At 68.8% G+C, this 15,261-nt stretch carries 14 protein-coding genes; 9 read left to right on the top strand and 5 right to left on the bottom strand.

Annotated features, from left to right (window positions below):
• Nucleotides 1–153 precede the first annotated feature (153 nt).
• Complete coding sequence (locus tag NDI65_RS19735) at nucleotides 154–1,596, top strand: TIGR00366 family protein (protein ID WP_089777137.1); 1,443 nt, start codon at nucleotides 154–156, stop codon at nucleotides 1,594–1,596.
• A 52-nt stretch (nucleotides 1,597–1,648) separates the two neighbouring features.
• On the opposite strand, the gene NDI65_RS19730 is transcribed toward NDI65_RS19735, so the two are convergent.
• Entirely contained in the window at nucleotides 1,649–2,509 is an 861-nt protein-coding gene (locus NDI65_RS19730) for a sulfurtransferase (protein ID WP_042663616.1), read from the bottom strand.
• A gap of 251 nt (nucleotides 2,510–2,760) precedes the next feature.
• Between NDI65_RS19730 and NDI65_RS19725 the strand changes: the two genes are divergently transcribed.
• Nucleotides 2,761–3,537, top strand: a complete 777-nt coding sequence (locus NDI65_RS19725; protein WP_089777136.1) for a rhodanese-like domain-containing protein — start codon at nucleotides 2,761–2,763, stop codon at nucleotides 3,535–3,537.
• A gap of 9 nt (nucleotides 3,538–3,546) precedes the next feature.
• Here NDI65_RS19725 and NDI65_RS19720 read toward each other — a convergent pair whose 3' ends face one another.
• Nucleotides 3,547–4,584: an AI-2E family transporter gene (locus NDI65_RS19720; protein WP_310894128.1), complete on the bottom strand. Its 1,038-nt coding sequence runs from the start codon at nucleotides 4,582–4,584 to the stop codon at nucleotides 3,547–3,549.
• A gap of 129 nt (nucleotides 4,585–4,713) precedes the next feature.
• Between NDI65_RS19720 and NDI65_RS19715 the strand changes: the two genes are divergently transcribed.
• The 3 genes from NDI65_RS19715 (at nucleotide 4,714) to NDI65_RS19705 (ending at nucleotide 8,815) form a co-directional block, all read left to right on the top strand.
• Complete coding sequence (locus NDI65_RS19715) at nucleotides 4,714–5,841, top strand: thiamine ABC transporter substrate-binding protein (RefSeq protein ID WP_089777134.1); 1,128 nt, start codon at nucleotides 4,714–4,716, stop codon at nucleotides 5,839–5,841.
• Nucleotides 5,842–5,850: 9 nt separating this feature from the next.
• Nucleotides 5,851–7,572: an iron ABC transporter permease gene (locus NDI65_RS19710; RefSeq protein WP_089777133.1), complete on the top strand. Its 1,722-nt coding sequence runs from the start codon at nucleotides 5,851–5,853 to the stop codon at nucleotides 7,570–7,572.
• A gap of 115 nt (nucleotides 7,573–7,687) precedes the next feature.
• Nucleotides 7,688–8,815 carry an ABC transporter ATP-binding protein gene (locus tag NDI65_RS19705; protein ID WP_089777132.1) on the top strand — a complete coding sequence of 376 codons (1,128 nt, stop codon included), beginning with the start codon at nucleotides 7,688–7,690 and terminating at the stop codon, nucleotides 8,813–8,815.
• Nucleotides 8,816–8,847: 32 nt separating this feature from the next.
• Here the strand turns inward: NDI65_RS19705 and NDI65_RS19700 are convergent, their stop codons facing one another.
• On the bottom strand, nucleotides 8,848–9,528 hold the full coding sequence (locus NDI65_RS19700) for a class I SAM-dependent methyltransferase (protein ID WP_042663608.1): 681 nt from the start codon (nucleotides 9,526–9,528) through the stop codon (nucleotides 8,848–8,850).
• A gap of 129 nt (nucleotides 9,529–9,657) precedes the next feature.
• Here NDI65_RS19700 and NDI65_RS19695 point away from each other — a divergent pair, with 129 nt between their 5' ends.
• On the top strand, nucleotides 9,658–10,116 hold the full coding sequence (locus tag NDI65_RS19695; protein ID WP_089777131.1) for a DUF2391 family protein: 459 nt from the start codon (nucleotides 9,658–9,660) through the stop codon (nucleotides 10,114–10,116).
• 95 nt (nucleotides 10,117–10,211) lie between these two features.
• Entirely contained in the window at nucleotides 10,212–10,790 is a 579-nt protein-coding gene (locus tag NDI65_RS19690; RefSeq protein ID WP_089777130.1) for a hypothetical protein, read from the top strand.
• A 21-nt stretch (nucleotides 10,791–10,811) separates the two neighbouring features.
• On the opposite strand, the gene NDI65_RS19685 is transcribed toward NDI65_RS19690, so the two are convergent.
• Nucleotides 10,812–11,663, bottom strand: a complete 852-nt coding sequence (locus NDI65_RS19685; RefSeq protein WP_089777129.1) for a hypothetical protein — start codon at nucleotides 11,661–11,663, stop codon at nucleotides 10,812–10,814.
• A gap of 253 nt (nucleotides 11,664–11,916) precedes the next feature.
• Nucleotides 11,917–12,162 carry a ferredoxin gene (locus tag NDI65_RS19680; protein WP_042665300.1) on the bottom strand — a complete coding sequence of 82 codons (246 nt, stop codon included), beginning with the start codon at nucleotides 12,160–12,162 and terminating at the stop codon, nucleotides 11,917–11,919.
• A gap of 109 nt (nucleotides 12,163–12,271) precedes the next feature.
• Between NDI65_RS19680 and NDI65_RS19675 the strand changes: the two genes are divergently transcribed.
• Both NDI65_RS19675 and cgi121 read left to right on the top strand, forming a co-directional pair.
• Nucleotides 12,272–14,743: an ATP-dependent DNA helicase gene (locus NDI65_RS19675; protein WP_089777128.1), complete on the top strand. Its 2,472-nt coding sequence runs from the start codon at nucleotides 12,272–12,274 to the stop codon at nucleotides 14,741–14,743.
• On the top strand, nucleotides 14,740–15,234 hold the full coding sequence (gene cgi121, locus NDI65_RS19670; RefSeq protein ID WP_089777127.1) for a KEOPS complex subunit Cgi121: 495 nt from the start codon (nucleotides 14,740–14,742) through the stop codon (nucleotides 15,232–15,234). The genes NDI65_RS19675 and cgi121 overlap by 4 nt, the downstream gene beginning before the upstream one ends.
• Nucleotides 15,235–15,261: the final 27 nt, after the last annotated feature.

The raw sequence follows: 15,261 nt of genomic DNA, 5'->3' as shown, positions 1-15,261 counted from the left end.
CGCTCACGCTCCCAAGTTTCTTCTAAATCCGTCGCAAAGCACTCGCTGAGCAGGTCTGCGAGCATCTTGACCAACTAACTCAACGACCTGCTCGTTCCTCAAACTGGCTTAACTAGACAGTGCCTATTGTATTATCATGAAATAACGCGGGCTATGACAAACGCTATCAGGCAGGCGGCGGAGCGCAGTTCGAAACTGGTCGAACAGTACCTCCCCGACGCGTTTCTGTTCGCCATCATTCTGACGGGCGTGGCGTTCGTGCTGGCGCTGGTATCGGTCGCGCCGGGCGAGGGGACCGGCGTCGTCGGACACGCCGGAAACCTGCTTCTCGACGGCTGGTACGGCGGCTTCTGGAACCTGCTTTCGTTCGGGATGCAGATGACGCTCATCCTGATGACGGGCTACGCGCTCGCGCAGACGAAGCCCGTGGACTGGCTCCTGACGCGACTCGCGCGCGTCCCGAGCACGGAACGGGGCGCGGCCGCGATGGTGCCGGTCGTCGCCGCCGCGGCGTCGTTCGTCCACTGGGGCCTCGGCCTCGTCGTCGGGGCGCTTTTCGCCCGGAAGATAGCGACCGAGATGCGCGGCATCGACTTCCCCATCGTCGTCGCCGGCGCGTACTCCGGGTTCGTCGTCTGGCACGGCGGCCTCGCGGGGTCGATTCCGCTGTTGTTGAACACCGAGGATAACTTCCTCATCGAAGCGGGCATCCTCGACGCGACGTTCGGCACCGGCGGGACCATCTTCACGGTCGCCAACCTCGTGTTGGTCGTCGCGGTCGGCTTCCTCTTCCTGCCGGCGCTGTTCGCGCTCATGTACCCGACCGACGAGGCGAAGAAGACCCCAATCGACCCCGCGGAGTTCGAGGCGGCGACCGACGGCGGCGAGCAGGCGAGCGGCGGGTGGGCCTCCACGGCCGTCCCCGACGACGCCTCGCTCGCCACGCGCGTCGAGCACTCGCTCGGTATCGGCGTGACCATCGGCCTCGTCGGCCTGTTCGCCGTCGGGCTGTACTTCGTCGAGGGAATCCAAAACGGAACGATGCCGTGGAACAACCTCAACCTGAACATCGTCAACTTCGGCTTCCTCTTCCTCGGCCTGCTGTTCCACGGGACGCCGAAGGCGTACATCGAGGCCATCGTCGAGGCCGTCGAGAACGTCTGGGGCATCATCCTCCAGTTCCCCTTCTACGCGGGCATCATGGGCATCATGGCCTACGCGCCGGAGGGCTCGGTCAGCCTCGCCACGCAGATCGCACAGGGAATGGTCGCCGTCGCGCCCGACGGGACGCTCCCGGCCTTCGCCTTCTTCACCGCCGGCCTCGTGAACTTCTTCGTTCCCTCCGGCGGGGGCGAGTGGGCCGTCATCGGCGAGACGCTCGTCACGGCCGCGAAGGCGTCCGGCGAGTCCATCCCGCGGGTCGCCGTCGCCGCCTCGTGGGGCGACGCGTGGACCAACATGATTCAGCCCTTCTGGGCCATCCCGCTTCTCTCCATCAGCGGCCTGTCGGTCCGCGACATCATGGGCTACTGCGTGATGGTGCTTCTCGGCGCGGGCGTGCTCGTCGCCGTCGGCATCAGCGTTCTCCCGATGTAAGCCGCAAAAAGAACCGTACGGTCGGGTCCGACTCGAACCGAGCCGAGGCGGCTCAGTTACCCTTTTCGACGGGCGCGCCGACGAGGTTGCCCCACTCCGTCCACGAGCCGTCGTAGTTGGTGACGTTCTCGTAGCCGAGGAGTTCGTGAAGGGCGAACCACGCGATAGAGGAGCGCTCGCCGATGCGGCAGTAGGCGATGGTGGACTCGTCGCCTTCGATGCCCTGGTCCGCGTAGAGTTCGCGGAGTTCGTCGGCGGACTTGAAGGTGCCGTCGTCGTTGACGGTCGCGGCCCACGAGATGTTGCTCGCGCCGGGGATGTGGCCGCCGCGCTGGGCGGTCTCCTGCAGTCCCGGGGGCGCGAGAATCTCGCCGGAGAACTCCTCGGGCGAGCGAACGTCGACGAGGGGAAGGCCCTTGTCGACCGCCTTCTCGACGTCGTCGCGGTACGCGCGGATGTCCTCGAAGGGACCCTTGGCGGTGTAGTCTTGCTCCGGGAAGGACGGGACTTCGTCGGTCGTCGGATAGTCGTTGTCGACCCAGTAGTCGCGGCCGCCGTTCATGAGGTGAACGTCCTCGTGGCCGTAGTACTTGAACTGCCAGTAGGTGTAGGCGGCGAACCAGTTGGAGTTGTCGCCGTAGAGGACGACCGTGGAGTCCTCGGAGATGCCGTGCGAGCCGAGGAGGTCCTCGAAGTCCTCCTTGGTCAGCACGTCGCGGGTCGTCTGGTCCTGCAGCTGGGACTCCCAGTTGAACCCGATGGCACCGGGGGCGTGACTCTCGTCGTACGCCTCGGTGTCCACGTCCACTTCGACGAGTCGGTACGCCGCGTCGTCGCTCTGGAACTCGTCGAGGTGGCTCTCCACCCAGTCCGCAGAGACGAGTACGTCCTTCGCGTAATCGGAGTTTGACATCGCGTTTCTCCGTACAACAGGAAGGCCCATAACTCTCACACCGACGGCATGTACGGCCTGACCTCGGGTGATGCGGCAATATTGTCCCAGATATGGCGGGGGAGACGCCGAAAGCGACTCGGAGAACAGCCGTCACGCGCTGTCTGAGTCCGGTATCCGACGGAACCAGCAACAACATCCGCTACCCCGGACACGTGGCGAGGGGTGCGAGGAGGGGCGGACCTAAATCCGCGGCCCGGAAACGTGGGGTCATGGTAGACGTGGTCTCTTCGGATTGGCTCGCGGACCGACTCGGCGACGTGCGCGTCGTGGACGTGCGGGACGGCTGGGAGTTCGACGGCATCGGACACCTCCCCGGCGCGGTGTCGATACCCTTCGACAGATTCCGGAGCGCCGACGGCGACGTGGGGATGCTCCCCGGCCGCGACGCGTGGACCGACCTCCTGTCGGGCGTGGGCATCGCCGCCGACGACGACGTGGTCGCCTACGACGACACCCACGGCGTGTTCGCCGCGCGCTTCCTCGTCACAGCGCTCCTCTACGGGCACGACCCCGAGAAACTCCACCTCCTCGACGGCGACTTCAGCGCGTGGAACCGCGAGCGCGAGACGACGACCGAGGCGACCGATGTCTCGGGGACGGTCTACGAGATAACCGAGCCGGCCGAGACGCCGCTCGTGGACTTCGAGGCGGTCGAGGCCGCGCTCGACGACCCCGAGACCGTCATCGTCGACACCCGCGACCCCGCGGAGTACGAGGAGGGCCACCTCCCCGGCGCGGTCAACCTCGACTGGCGCGAACTCGTCGACGACGAGACGCGCGGGCTGAAACCGCGGGACGAACTCGACTCGATTCTGGACGCCGCGGGCATCGCGCCGGACCGGCGAGTCGTCCTCTACTGCAACACCGCCCGGCGCATCAGCCACACCTACGTCGTGCTCTCGCACCTCGGCTACGACGACGTGGCGTTCTACGAGGGCAGTCTCACCGAGTGGGAGGCCCGCGACGGTGCGGTCGTCGAGGACTGACGGGCGGGGTTACGACTGGAGCGAGTCGACGGCGTCACCGCCCGCAGCCCCGTCACCGTCATCGTCGACGCGTAGCTCCGCGCCGAGCAGGTCCACCGACTCCGCGAGGAGCGCGACGACGAGCGGGCCGGCGATGATGCCGACCGGACCGAGGCTAAGCAGGCCGCCGACGAAGCCGACGAAGTAGAGGCTCCCCGGCAGGTCGGCGGTCTCCTTGGCGAGGCGCGGGCGAATCAGGATGTCCGGGAGCCACGCGACCGCGAATCCGCCGACGATGACGACGAGCGCGGCGGCGACGAGGTCGCCGACGGCGACGTGGTAGGCCGCCATCGCCGCGAGCAGGACGCTCGGGCCGACGATGGGGATGAACTGGAGGATGGCCGCGACCGTGGCGAGCGTGACGACGTAGTCGTAGCCGAGCGCCCAGAAGACGACGAGGCCGATGGCGAACGTGCCGACGGCGGTCGCCGCCTGCAGGACGTAGATGGCGAACAGCGTCTCGCGGGCCCGCTCGTTGAGCGCCGTCGCCGCGTCCCGGTAGTCGGCGGGGACCAGCGCGAGGAGCGTCCGGCCGACGGCGTCGCCGCTGAGGAGGAGCGCGAACACGAGGAAGCCGAACAGCGTGAGTTTGATGAGCACCACGGGCGCGGCGGTGGCGGCGGCGCGGCCGACCGACCGGAGCAGGTCGAGGCCGACCGCGACCACGTCGTCCAGCGTCACCGTCTCGACCATCCCGAGGAACTCCACGGTCACCACGTCGGGGAGGAGCGCCGCGAGGCCGAGGATGTCGTTCAGGCGGAGAAAGAGGATGACGACGAGCGGCGCGAGCACCACGGCGACGCCGACCGCCGCGACGACGGTGGCGGCGAGGCTGGCGACCCACCGGGAGGCCCCGCGCGCTTCGAGGCCTCGCCTGAGCGGCACGAGCAGGTAGGCGACGGTGATGGCGAAAAACACCGTCGCCAGCACGTCCGCGAGCATGACCGCCGCGAGGAGCGCAAAGAGGGCGAGCACACCGCCGAAGACGTACGGGCGAGAAGCAGTCACCTTTCACGATACTCCGGCAGAGGGTAAAGTCGTTCTCCCGCGACGAGCCTCGAACCCGACGGTTTCGGCCGCGTACCGCCTTCGAGAACATCACGCTCGTTAAGTACCACAGAGTACAACAACCGAGTAATGAGACGACGTAGCTTCCTGAAGGCCGCGGGGGCGGGAGGCGTCTCCGCGCTCCTCGCCGGCTGTACCGGGACCGGCGGCGGAGAGACGACGACCGAAGCGTCGGGCGACACGACCGAGACGGCCGAGGGGACGACCGCGGGCGGCGAGTCGCCGACGCTCACCGTCGGCACCTACGGCTCGTTCGTCGACGCGCCGAGTTCGAGCCCCGGGCCGTGGCTGAAAGAGACGTTCGAATCCGAGTTCGACGCGACCCTTGAGTGGCAGACGCCCGACTCGGGCGTGAACTACTACATCGAGCGCGCCCTCCAGGGCGTCGAGTCCGGCGCGGACCTCTACGTCGGCCTCGACGCGCAGATGCTCGTCCGCATCGACCAGAACCTCGACGAGGCGCTGTTCTCGCCCGCCGAGGGGCTGTCCCGCATCGGCGACGTGAACGAGCAACTGAACTTCGACCCGCAGGGCCGCGCGGTCCCCTACGACACGGGGTACATCTCGCTCGTCTACGACGAGACCTACGGCGACGGCGACTTCGCCGCCCCCGAGACGTTCGACGGCCTGCTGGAGTCCGAGTACGCGGGCGCGCTCCTCGCGCAGAACCCCACGTCGTCGGCGACGGGACAGGCGTTCTTACTCCACACCATCGACGCCAAGGGCGAAGACGGCTACCTCGACTACTGGGCGAGCCTGAAGGAAAACGACGTGCGCGTCCTCGGCAACTGGGAGGACTCCTACAACGCCTACTCGAACGGGGAGGCCCCGATGGTCGTCTCGTACTCGACCGATCAGGTGTACGCCGCCGAGTCCGGCGAGGACATGGCGAGACACCAGATTCGCTTCCTGAACGACGAGGGCTACGCCAACCCCGAGGGGATGGCCCCCTTCGCCGACGCGTCGAACCCCGACCTCGCCGCCGAATTCATGGACTTCGTGCTCCGGCCCGAGGTGCAGGCCGAAATCGCCGTCCGCAACGTCCAGTTCCCGGCGACGACCACCGCGGAACTCCCCGAGGAGTTCGCGCAGTACGCCCAAGAGCCGCCGGAAGCCGTCACGTTCTCCTACGACCGGCTTCAGAACAACCTGAGTGACTGGACCGACGCGTGGGCCCGCGAGTTCGCCAGCAAGTGAGGTGAGCCGGTGAGCCGCGTCTCGGCCTCGGTTCGACGGGCCGCCCGCGCCCTCGAACAGCGACTGCTCACCCTCGTCGCGGCGCTCACCGCCGTCGTCCTTCTGGTCCTGTTTTACTACCCCGTCGCCACCGTCTTCGCCGACGCCGTCCTCGCCGACGGCCGACTCACTGTCGAACCCATCGCGGCGGTGCTGACGAGCGAGTTCTACCTCGTCGACATCATCTGGTTCACGGCGAAGCAGGCGTTCTACTCGACGCTCGCCAGCCTCGCGCTCGGCCTCCCCGCCGCGTGGCTGTTCGCCCGCTTCGAGTTCCGCGGCCGCGAGACGCTCCGCTCTCTCACCATCCTCCCGTTCGTCATGCCTTCCATCATGGTCGCCATCGGCTTCGTGGCGACGTTCGGCCGCAACGGGACGCTGAACCGCGCGCTCTCGCTCGTCGGCCTCCCGCCGGTCGAACTGCTGTTCACGCTCGAAGCCATCGTCGTCGCCCACGCGTTCTACAACGCCCCGCTCGTCGCCCGCGTCGTCACCGCGGCGTGGGAGAGCGTGGACGCCCGAACCGTCGAGACCGCCCGCTCGCTCGGCGCGAGCCCGCGGCGGGCCTTCCGCGACGTGGTCCTCCCGCAACTCCTGCCGTCTATCGGCGTCGGCGCGACGCTGACGTTCATCTTCACCTTCGCGTCGTTCCCCATCGTCCTCGCGCTCGGCGGCTTCCAACTGGCGACCATCGAGGTGTTCGTCTACTCGCGGGTGCGAGACCTCGCGTACGCCGAGGCCGCCAGCCTCGCGGTCGTCGAGACGGCCGTCTCCATCACGCTGACCGCCGTCTACCTCCGGTACGAGGCGGGCCAGCGGTCGGCCGGCGGCGCGGCGAACCCGCTTCCCCGCCGGTCCGTCGTCCCGTCCGACTGGACGCCGAAATCGGCGCTCCGGACGGCGGGCATCGCCGGCTACGCCCTCGTCGTCGGACTGGTGTTCGTCGTCCCCATCGCCAGCATGATACTGGCGAGCGTCACCGGCGGCGACGGCGGCTTCACCCTCGCCAACTACGCCTTCCTCGCCGAGCGACAGGCGACCGGCGCGAGCTTTCAGGTCAAGCCCCTCCCGGCCATCCTGAACTCGCTGGCCTTCGCCGCGGGGACGCTCGTCGTGGCCGTCCCGATGGGCGTGACGATGGCCGTCCTCACGACCCGCCGGTACCGCGGGCGCGGGCTCATCGACGTGCTCTCGATGGCCCCCTTCGCCGTCTCGGGCATCGTCGTCGGCCTCGGCCTGCTCCGCGGCCTCGTCTTCGGCGTCGACGTGCTGGGGACGCGAATCCGCGTCACCGGCGCGCTCGCCATCGTCGCGGCCCACGCCGTCGGCGCGTACCCCTTCGTCACCCGGAACGTCGCGCCGCTTTTCGCCCGGCTCGACGGCCGGCTCGTGGAGTCCGCGCGGTCGCTCGGCGCGACCAGAACCCGCGCGCTCGTGGACATCGAACTGCCGCTCGTCTGGACCGGCGTCGTCGCGGGCGCGGCGTTCGCCGTCGCCATCAGCATCGGCGAGTTCGACTCGACCATCATCCTCGCGGAGGGGGCGGGGAGCTACACGATGCCCGTCGCAGTCGAGCGGTTCCTCGGGCGACGGCTCGGCCCCGCGACGGCGATGGGCTGTCTCCTGCTTCTCGTCACGTCCGCCAGCTTCCTCGTCGTTGACCGCTTCGGCGGGCGATGGGGCGAACTGTGAGGGGACCGAAGGTCGAAACGAGGCGGACGCAGAACGCGAGCCGCGGGGGAGCGCGGGAAGTGAGAATTATGACCGTCCGCCGGCGAGGGGAGCACGTGACTTCGGAGGCGAACCCGTGAGACTCGAACTCGACGCGGTGTCCAAACGCTACGGGTCGGCGACGGCGCTCGATTCCGTCTCGCTGTCGGTCGACGACGGCGAGTTCTTCACGCTCGTCGGACCCTCCGGCTGCGGCAAGACGACCACGCTCCGCTGTATCGCCGGCTTCGAGCCCCCGACCGAGGGGACCGTCCGCTTCGACGGCGAGTCGATGGCCGGCGTCGCGCCCGAGTCGCGGGGCGTCGGCGTCGTGTTCCAGAACTACGCGCTGTTCCCGCATCTCAGCGTCGGCGAGAACGTCGCCTACGGCCTCCGCTTTACCGACCCGCCGGGCGGCGGCTCCCGCGACGACCGCGTCGCGGAACTGCTTGACCTCGTCGACCTCGCGGGGTTCGAAGACCGCGACCCCGACTCGCTCTCGGGCGGGCAACAACAGCGGGTCGCGCTGGCTCGCGCGCTCGCTCCCGGCCCGGACCTGCTGCTCCTCGACGAGCCGATGTCGGCGCTGGACGCCCGCCTCCGCGACCGGCTCCGCCGACAGGTAAAGCGCATCCAGTCGGAACTCGGCGTGACGACCGTCTACGTCACCCACGACCAGTCGGAGGCGCTGGCGGTCTCAGACCGACTAGCCGTCCTCAACCGCGGCCGCGTCGAGCAGGTCGGCAAGCCCCGCGAACTCTACCACCGACCCCGGACGCGGTTCGTCGCGGAGTTCCTCGGCGAGAACAACGTCCTCGACGCGGTCGTCGAGTCTCGACCGGAAACGGGGGGGGTTCGCGTCGGCGTCGGCGACGCGGTGTTCGCGCTGGCCGAGGGGCGGCGCGTGCTCGGACGGTCGAGAACGCAGCCCGGTGACGGAAGTTCGGAGCGGGCCGAAGGGCCCCCCCGACCCGAACCCGGCGACGAACTCACCTTCTGCGTCCGGCCCGAACGGCTCCGGGCCGACGCGGGGACGAACCGGATTCGCGGGACCGTCGTCGACACCGAGTTTCAGGGGGCGACGACGCGGGTGCGACTCGACTGGGACGGGACGGAACTCGTCGTGGCGGTCGAAGACGGCGGCGAAGAATCGGCGGCCGGATTCGAGGTCGGGACGACGATGGAGGTCGGATTCGACCCGGCGGCGGCTCACATCGTCGAGTAGCGCGGGGCGGTCGTCTTTCCGCGCCGTTCAGTTCAGGGCGCGACGCCGACGGTCAGGAGCGTGCCGAACGTCCGGTAGCGTTCGACCATCGCCTCGCGGGTCTCCCAGTCGTCGGTCGGGAACTCGGCGGCCGCCGGGATGTCGATGTCGAGGTCGGCGATGGAGTCCTGTTCGGCGACGTGGAGGCCGGCGTCGCGGAACGCCTCGCGGTACTCCGCGTGGGACCAGCGGGTCATATCGATGGAGATGAGGTCCTGCCACTCGTGGGAGTGGACGTTCTCCTCGTAGTAGTTCACCGCGCAGTAGAACGTGCCGCCCGGCCTGAGGACGCGGGCGACCTCTTCGAGGGTGTGGTGCGGGTCGGCGGCGTAGTAGAACGCCTCCATCGACCAGACGTGGTCGACGCTGTCGTCCTCGAACGGGAGGTCGTCGAAGTCGCCGACGAGAAACGAGAGGTCGTCGGTGTCGGTGTACGCGCGGGCGTTCTGGACCATCTCGGGCGAGCCGTCGAGGCCGAATCCCCGGCCGATACCCTTCGTGTCGCGGAGCGCGCGGAGGGCGTAGCCGCTCCCGGTTCCGAGGTCGACGACGGTGTCGCCTTCCTCGACGGGCATCCGCGCGAGCGCGTGCTTCGCGGTGTGCCAGTGTCGGTCCTCCATGCCCCTGTCGCGGCCGTCGGCCGCCCAGGCGTCGAACTCGTCGCGGACGCTCATACCGAAGCCTCGCGCGCCGGGGTGAAAATGCGTTCGAACTGGCCCGCGGCGATGTCGAACCCCCCGGCCGCTCGGTGTCGCCGTCGCCGCGACGCGCCTTTTAATTACCGCCGTCACGACGACCGGTGTATGGTCGGAGTCCGCCGCCGGTTCGCGCTCGCCGACACCGCCCAGCAGGTCGTCGGCGGCTTCCTCCTCGCGGGGCCGTTCGTCGTCACCGAGGAGGTGTGGGTGCTCGCGCGGAGCATGTCGTTCGCGCAGGCGCTCCTCACGCTCTGTATCGTGCTCGCGGTGGGCTACGGCGCGCTCTACAAGGCCGACGACCGCGACCCCGACAGGGAGCGCGAGGTCGGCGGGATTCCCGTCCGGTTCATCTCGCTCATCTCCGTCTCGTATCTCTCCGTGTTCATCCTCGCGCTCGCGTTCGACGCGCCGGGGACGTTCCTCTCGGACGTGTCGGGTCAGGTCGTCGGCTCCGCGCTGGGGTACGAACTCGACCTCGCGGTGCTCCGCATCACGCTCAAGGCGACGAGCGTCGGCGCGGTGTTCAGCGTCATCGGCGCGGCCACGGCGGACTCGCTGTTCTGAGCGGAGCGAGCGAGGTGTCAACACGCACCACAGTCCCGGGACGACGCCGGCCAAGCGGTATGAAGGATTAAGTCGGCAGGGTAACTGCTTGGGGTATGGATTACGAGCTCGCCATCGAAGACACGCCCGAGACGATTCCGGGCGGCACAGGTATCTTGCTCCTTCATCCGAGCATCGGCGAGACCGACCGCATCGACACGGATTTCTTCAAGGTCGACACCGACCACTTCCTCGTCATCTCGACGCGGACCACCGCGCGCGAGGTCGAACAGAAGCTGGAACACTACGAGGTCGACGAATCCAGCGCCACCATCCTCGACACGCTCTCTATCGAGCGCGGCTACTCCCGACGCAGTTCGGACAACATCCACTACGTCGCGGCCCCCGACGACCTCGACGCCATCGTCGAAAAGACCCGGCAGTTCCTCGAACGCCACGACGGGAAGCTCCGGCTCAGCGTCGATTCGGTCACTGAGATGGCCTACTACGCCGACGAGGACCGCGCCTTCGAGGCGACGAAGCAGATTCTCGAACTCCTCGACGAGTTCGACGCGGTGGGGCTGTTCCACCTCTCGAAGGAGGTCCACGACCAGGAGACGCTCGACCGCTTCCGCGAACTGTTCGACGGCGTCGTCGACCTCAACGAGGACGGCACCGTCACGACCGAGTTCTGAGGCGAAACGCGACGCGACCGGCTACGCCGAGTCAGCGTCGTCGGCGGTCGGGTCGGTGTCGGCGTCGCCGCCCGACGCCACATCGTCGTCCGCCGCGAGTTGCTCGAACGTCTTTTCGGCCCACTTGACCGCGTAGCTCGGCCCGTGGTCGCGGTACGCCGCGGTGTCCAGCGCCGAAAACGGCGCGGGGAGGTCGCGGCCGTGTTTGATAGCCGAACACGCGAACTCGGTCGCCTCGGCGAACGAGAGTCTGCCGAGCGCGACGAGCCGCGGGAGGTTTTCGAGTCGGTCGTCGAGGCGGCCGCCGGCGTCGACCCACGCCTCGTGGAGGCGGTCGTGGCTCCCCTCCCACGACGCGAACGCCTCGCGGGTGTGGAGCCCGACCCAGCCCTCGTAGAGCGCGGCGGCGACCTGATACGTCTCGCTCGGGCCGAGGGGCGTCGCCGCGGCGAGGTCGGGGAACCGCTCGCCGAAGAAGGGCAGGAAGTGTTCGGGAATCTCGTCGTTGCCGGCCTGCACGAACGCCTCGGCGATGAGGAAGTCCAGAAAGTCGTCGGGCGTCCCCTTCGCGCGGTACTTCACCAGCACGACCGGCGGCGCGGTCTGTCGAGACCACGTCACCGTGCCGTCGCCGGGCATCCCGATGGTGAAATCGGACGACGCGTAGCGCCGGAGCTGTTGGGGCGCGTCGTCTGGTAGCCACTCCGCGGGGTACGCCGCCGGGGAGAGCGACTCGACCACCAGCCCGAGGTTCTCCGCGGCCTCCGGGGGGATGGTGTCGAAGTCGCCGGCCACGTCCAAGACGAGCGCGCCGGGGGCGTACTCGTCGCGGACCGATTCGAGGTCCGACGGCAGGGTGCGCGTCTCGAACATCCGCTCAGGCGATGCTCATCCCGATGAACACGACGGCCAGCAGGGCCGACACGCCGACGGTACCGAGCACGATTTTCGTCGCTTGGCTCATAGTGGCACGATTAGGGGGCCGCCGCTTAACTTTTACACTCTATCGTCGGCCGAATCTCCAGTCGAAACGGAGGGGTTCGGGGACGCGCCCCACGGTCGACGGTCACACGGTTCGGCCGCGTCGCGGACGCGAGAGAAAACAGCAGGCCCGTCGGCGTCGCGGTCAGGGGACGAGCTGTTCGCCGTCGTCGTCGAGGACGCGGATGGCCTCGACGGGGCAGACGCGGGCGGCGAACTTCGCGTCGAACTCGGCGTCCTCGGGGACCTCGCGGACGAAGACGCCGTCGTCGGTCTCCTCGGCGTCGACGAGGTCGGCCTTGCCGTCGTCGACGTTCTTCTCGAAGCCCTCCCACTCGTCGACACACTGGAACATGCCGATACAGGTGTCGCGGTCGTACTCGACTTTCATGGGCAATCGTACCGCCGGGCCGTACAAAGCCCTGCCGACGCGAGACCGATGCGCCCGCACCCGCCCCGACCCGATGGCTTAAACCGGGGGACGGTCCAAGGGGGATGCAATGCGAACTGCGGACCTGACGGGCCTACCGACGGGGGTTCCCGAGGCCCTCCGCGACGAGGGCATCGAGGAGCTGTACCCGCCGCAGGCCGAGGCCGTCGAGGCCGGCCTGACGGACGGCGAGAGCCTCGTGGCCGCCGTCCCGACCGCGAGCGGGAAGACGCTCGTCGCCGAACTGGCGATGCTGTCGAGCGTCGCGCGCGGCGGGAAGGCGCTGTACATCGTCCCGCTCCGGGCGCTCGCCTCCGAGAAGAAAGCCGAGTTCGAGCGCTGGGAGGAGTACGGCATCGACGTCGGCGTCTCGACCGGCAACTACGAGTCCGACGGCGAGTGGCTCTCCTCGCGCGACATCATCGTCGCCACCTCCGAGAAGGTCGACTCGCTCGTCCGGAACAACGCGGCGTGGATGGACCAACTCACCTGCGTCGTCGCCGACGAGGTCCACCTCGTCGACGACCGCCACCGCGGGCCGACTCTGGAGGTCACGCTGGCGAAGCTCCGCCGGCTCAACCCGAACCTGCAGGTCGTCGCGCTGTCGGCGACCGTCGGCAACGCGGGCGTCGTCGCCGACTGGCTCGACGCGAGGCTCGTCAAGTCCGACTGGCGACCCATCGACCTCAAGATGGGCGTCCACTACGGCAACGCCGTCTCCTTCGCCGACGGGAGCCAACGCGAGGTGCCGGTCGGCCGCGGGGAACGACAGACGCCCGCGCTCGTCGCCGACGCGTTGGAGGGCGACGACGACGGCGACCAGGGCTCCTCGCTCGTCTTCGTGAACTCGCGGCGCAACGCCGAGTCCGCGGCCCGCCGCATGGCCGACGTGACGGAGCGGTACATCACCGGCGACGAGCGGAGCGACCTCGCGGAACTCGCCGCCGAGATACGCGACGTGTCCGACACCGAGACCTCCGAAGACCTCGCCGCGGCGGTCGCCAAGGGCGCGGCGTTCCACCACGCGGGGCTGGCCGCCGAGCACCGCACCCTCGTTGAAGACGCCTTCCGCGACCGACTCATCAAATGTATCTGCGCGACGCCGACGCTCGCCGCCGGCGTCAACACCCCGAGCCGCCGCGTCGTCGTCCGCGACTGGCAGCGCTACGACGGCGACTACGGCGGGATGAAGCCGCTGGACGTGCTCGAAGTCCACCAGATGATGGGCCGCGCCGGTCGGCCCGGCCTCGACCCCTACGGCGAGGCGGTGCTGTTGGCGAAGGACGCCGACGCCCGCGACGAACTGTTCGAGCGGTACATCTGGGCCGACGCAGAAGACGTGCGGTCGAAGCTCGCGGCCGAGCCCGCGCTGCGGATGCACCTGCTCGCCACGGTCGCCTCGGGTTTCGCCCACACCCGCGAGGGGCTGCTCGAATTCCTCGACCAGACGCTCTATGCGACCCAGACCGACGACCCCGAGCGACTGGGACAGGTGACAGACCGCGTGCTCGACTACCTCGAAGTGAACGGGTTCGTCGAGTTCGAAGGCGAGACGATTCGGGCGACGCCCGTCGGCCACACCGTCTCGCGGCTCTACCTCGACCCGATGAGCGCCGCCGAAATCATCGACGGCCTCGAATGGGCGGCCGACCACCGAGCCGAGAAGCTCCGGGCGCTCGCGGGGGAGACGCCCGAGAAACCGAAGGGAGACCGGAGCGACTCGGACGACGAACCCGGCGGGTTCCAGCGGGCCAGCGAGATGGTCGCCGACGACGGCGGCAGTGGAGGCGGCGAAGACGGGGACGGCGGCGACGGAGACGCCGACGCGTTCGAGACCGACCGGACGTATCCGACGCCGCTCGGTCTCTATCACCTCGTCTGCCGGACGCCGGACATGTATCAGCTCTACCTGAAGTCCGGCGACCGCGAGACCTACACCGAGCTGTGCTACGAGCGCGAACCGGAGTTCCTCGGGCGCGTGCCCTCGGAGTACGAGGACGTGGCGTTCGAAGACTGGCTGTCGGCGCTGAAGACCGCGAAACTCCTCGAAGACTGGGTCGGCGAGGTGGACGAGGACCGCATCACGGAGCGCTACGGCGTCGGCCCCGGCGACATCCGCGGGAAGGTCGAGACAGCCGAGTGGCTCCTCGGCGCGGCCGAGCGACTCGCCTCCGAACTCGACCTCGATTCGGTGTACGCGGTCCGCGAGGCGAAAAAGCGCGTCGAGTACGGCGTCCGCGAGGAACTGCTCGACCTCGCCGGCGTCCGCGGCGTCGGCCGGAAGCGCGCCCGCCGGCTGTTCGAAGCCGGCGTCGAGAGCCGCGCCGACCTCCGCGAGGCCGAGAAATCGCGCATCCTCGCCGCCCTCCGGGGCCGCAGGAAGACGGCACAGAACATCCTCGAAGCCGCGGGTCGAAAGAATCCGTCGATGGACGAGGTGGACGAGGACGACGCGCCGGACGACGCCGTCCCCGACGACGCCGGCTTCGAGACGGCCAAAGAGCGCGCCGACCAGCAGGCCAGTCTGGGTGATTTCGAATGAGGCTCGTCGAAGCCGACGCGACCGTCGCGGACCTCGATTCGTTCATCGCGGCCGTCGGCGAGATAGCCGACGAGACGGGCGCGACGGTGCAGGCGTTCGACGCCCGCTACGTCGTGGACCGCGAACACCTCGAACGGGCGACCGAACTCGCCGACCGGGCCATCGCCCGCGGCAACGAAATCGCCCGCGACCGGGCGGTCGAAATCCTCCTCTACGCCAGCGGCCGCCGGCAGATCAACCGCGCGTTCGAAATCGGCGTCTCGGAGGGGACGCTCCCCGTCGTGATTCTCGTCGACGGCGGCGACGAGGCCGACGCCGAGGCCGCGCTGTTCGACCGACTCGACCTCGAACCCGCAGAAACCCTCGGCGACTACGACGAAGCGCTCGTCCGCGACGTCTTCGACGTGGGCGAGACGGAGTTGCGCGTCGCCGACGGCGACCTCCCCGCGCTGGTCAGAGAACGAGTCGCGCTCCTCGCGGTCGACCGCTAAACGATTTTCGCGGCCCGTACCGTCCGT

The sequence above is a fragment of the Haloferax sp. S2CR25 genome, assembly GCF_031624535.1.
Taxonomy (GTDB): Archaea; Halobacteriota; Halobacteria; order Halobacteriales; family Haloferacaceae; genus Haloferax; species Haloferax massiliensis.
This window is presented reverse-complemented; position numbering and strand designations above follow the sequence as displayed.

Bases quoted from the DNA above. Each gene is read 5' to 3' on its own strand.
- NDI65_RS19735 (WP_089777137.1), top strand. From the start codon at position 154: ATGACAAACGCTATCAGGCAGGCGGCGGAGCGCAGTTCGAAACTGGTC.
- NDI65_RS19730 (WP_042663616.1), bottom strand. From the start codon at position 2,509: ATGTCAAACTCCGATTACGCGAAGGACGTACTCGTCTCTGCGGACTGG.
- NDI65_RS19725 (WP_089777136.1), top strand. From the start codon at position 2,761: ATGGTAGACGTGGTCTCTTCGGATTGGCTCGCGGACCGACTCGGCGAC.
- NDI65_RS19715 (WP_089777134.1), top strand. From the start codon at position 4,714: ATGAGACGACGTAGCTTCCTGAAGGCCGCGGGGGCGGGAGGCGTCTCC.
- NDI65_RS19700 (WP_042663608.1), bottom strand. From the start codon at position 9,528: ATGAGCGTCCGCGACGAGTTCGACGCCTGGGCGGCCGACGGCCGCGAC.
- NDI65_RS19695 (WP_089777131.1), top strand. From the start codon at position 9,658: ATGGTCGGAGTCCGCCGCCGGTTCGCGCTCGCCGACACCGCCCAGCAG.
- NDI65_RS19690 (WP_089777130.1), top strand. From the start codon at position 10,212: ATGGATTACGAGCTCGCCATCGAAGACACGCCCGAGACGATTCCGGGC.
- NDI65_RS19685 (WP_089777129.1), bottom strand. From the start codon at position 11,663: ATGTTCGAGACGCGCACCCTGCCGTCGGACCTCGAATCGGTCCGCGAC.
- NDI65_RS19680 (WP_042665300.1), bottom strand. From the start codon at position 12,162: ATGAAAGTCGAGTACGACCGCGACACCTGTATCGGCATGTTCCAGTGT.
- NDI65_RS19675 (WP_089777128.1), top strand. From the start codon at position 12,272: ATGCGAACTGCGGACCTGACGGGCCTACCGACGGGGGTTCCCGAGGCC.
- cgi121 (WP_089777127.1), top strand. From the start codon at position 14,740: ATGAGGCTCGTCGAAGCCGACGCGACCGTCGCGGACCTCGATTCGTTC.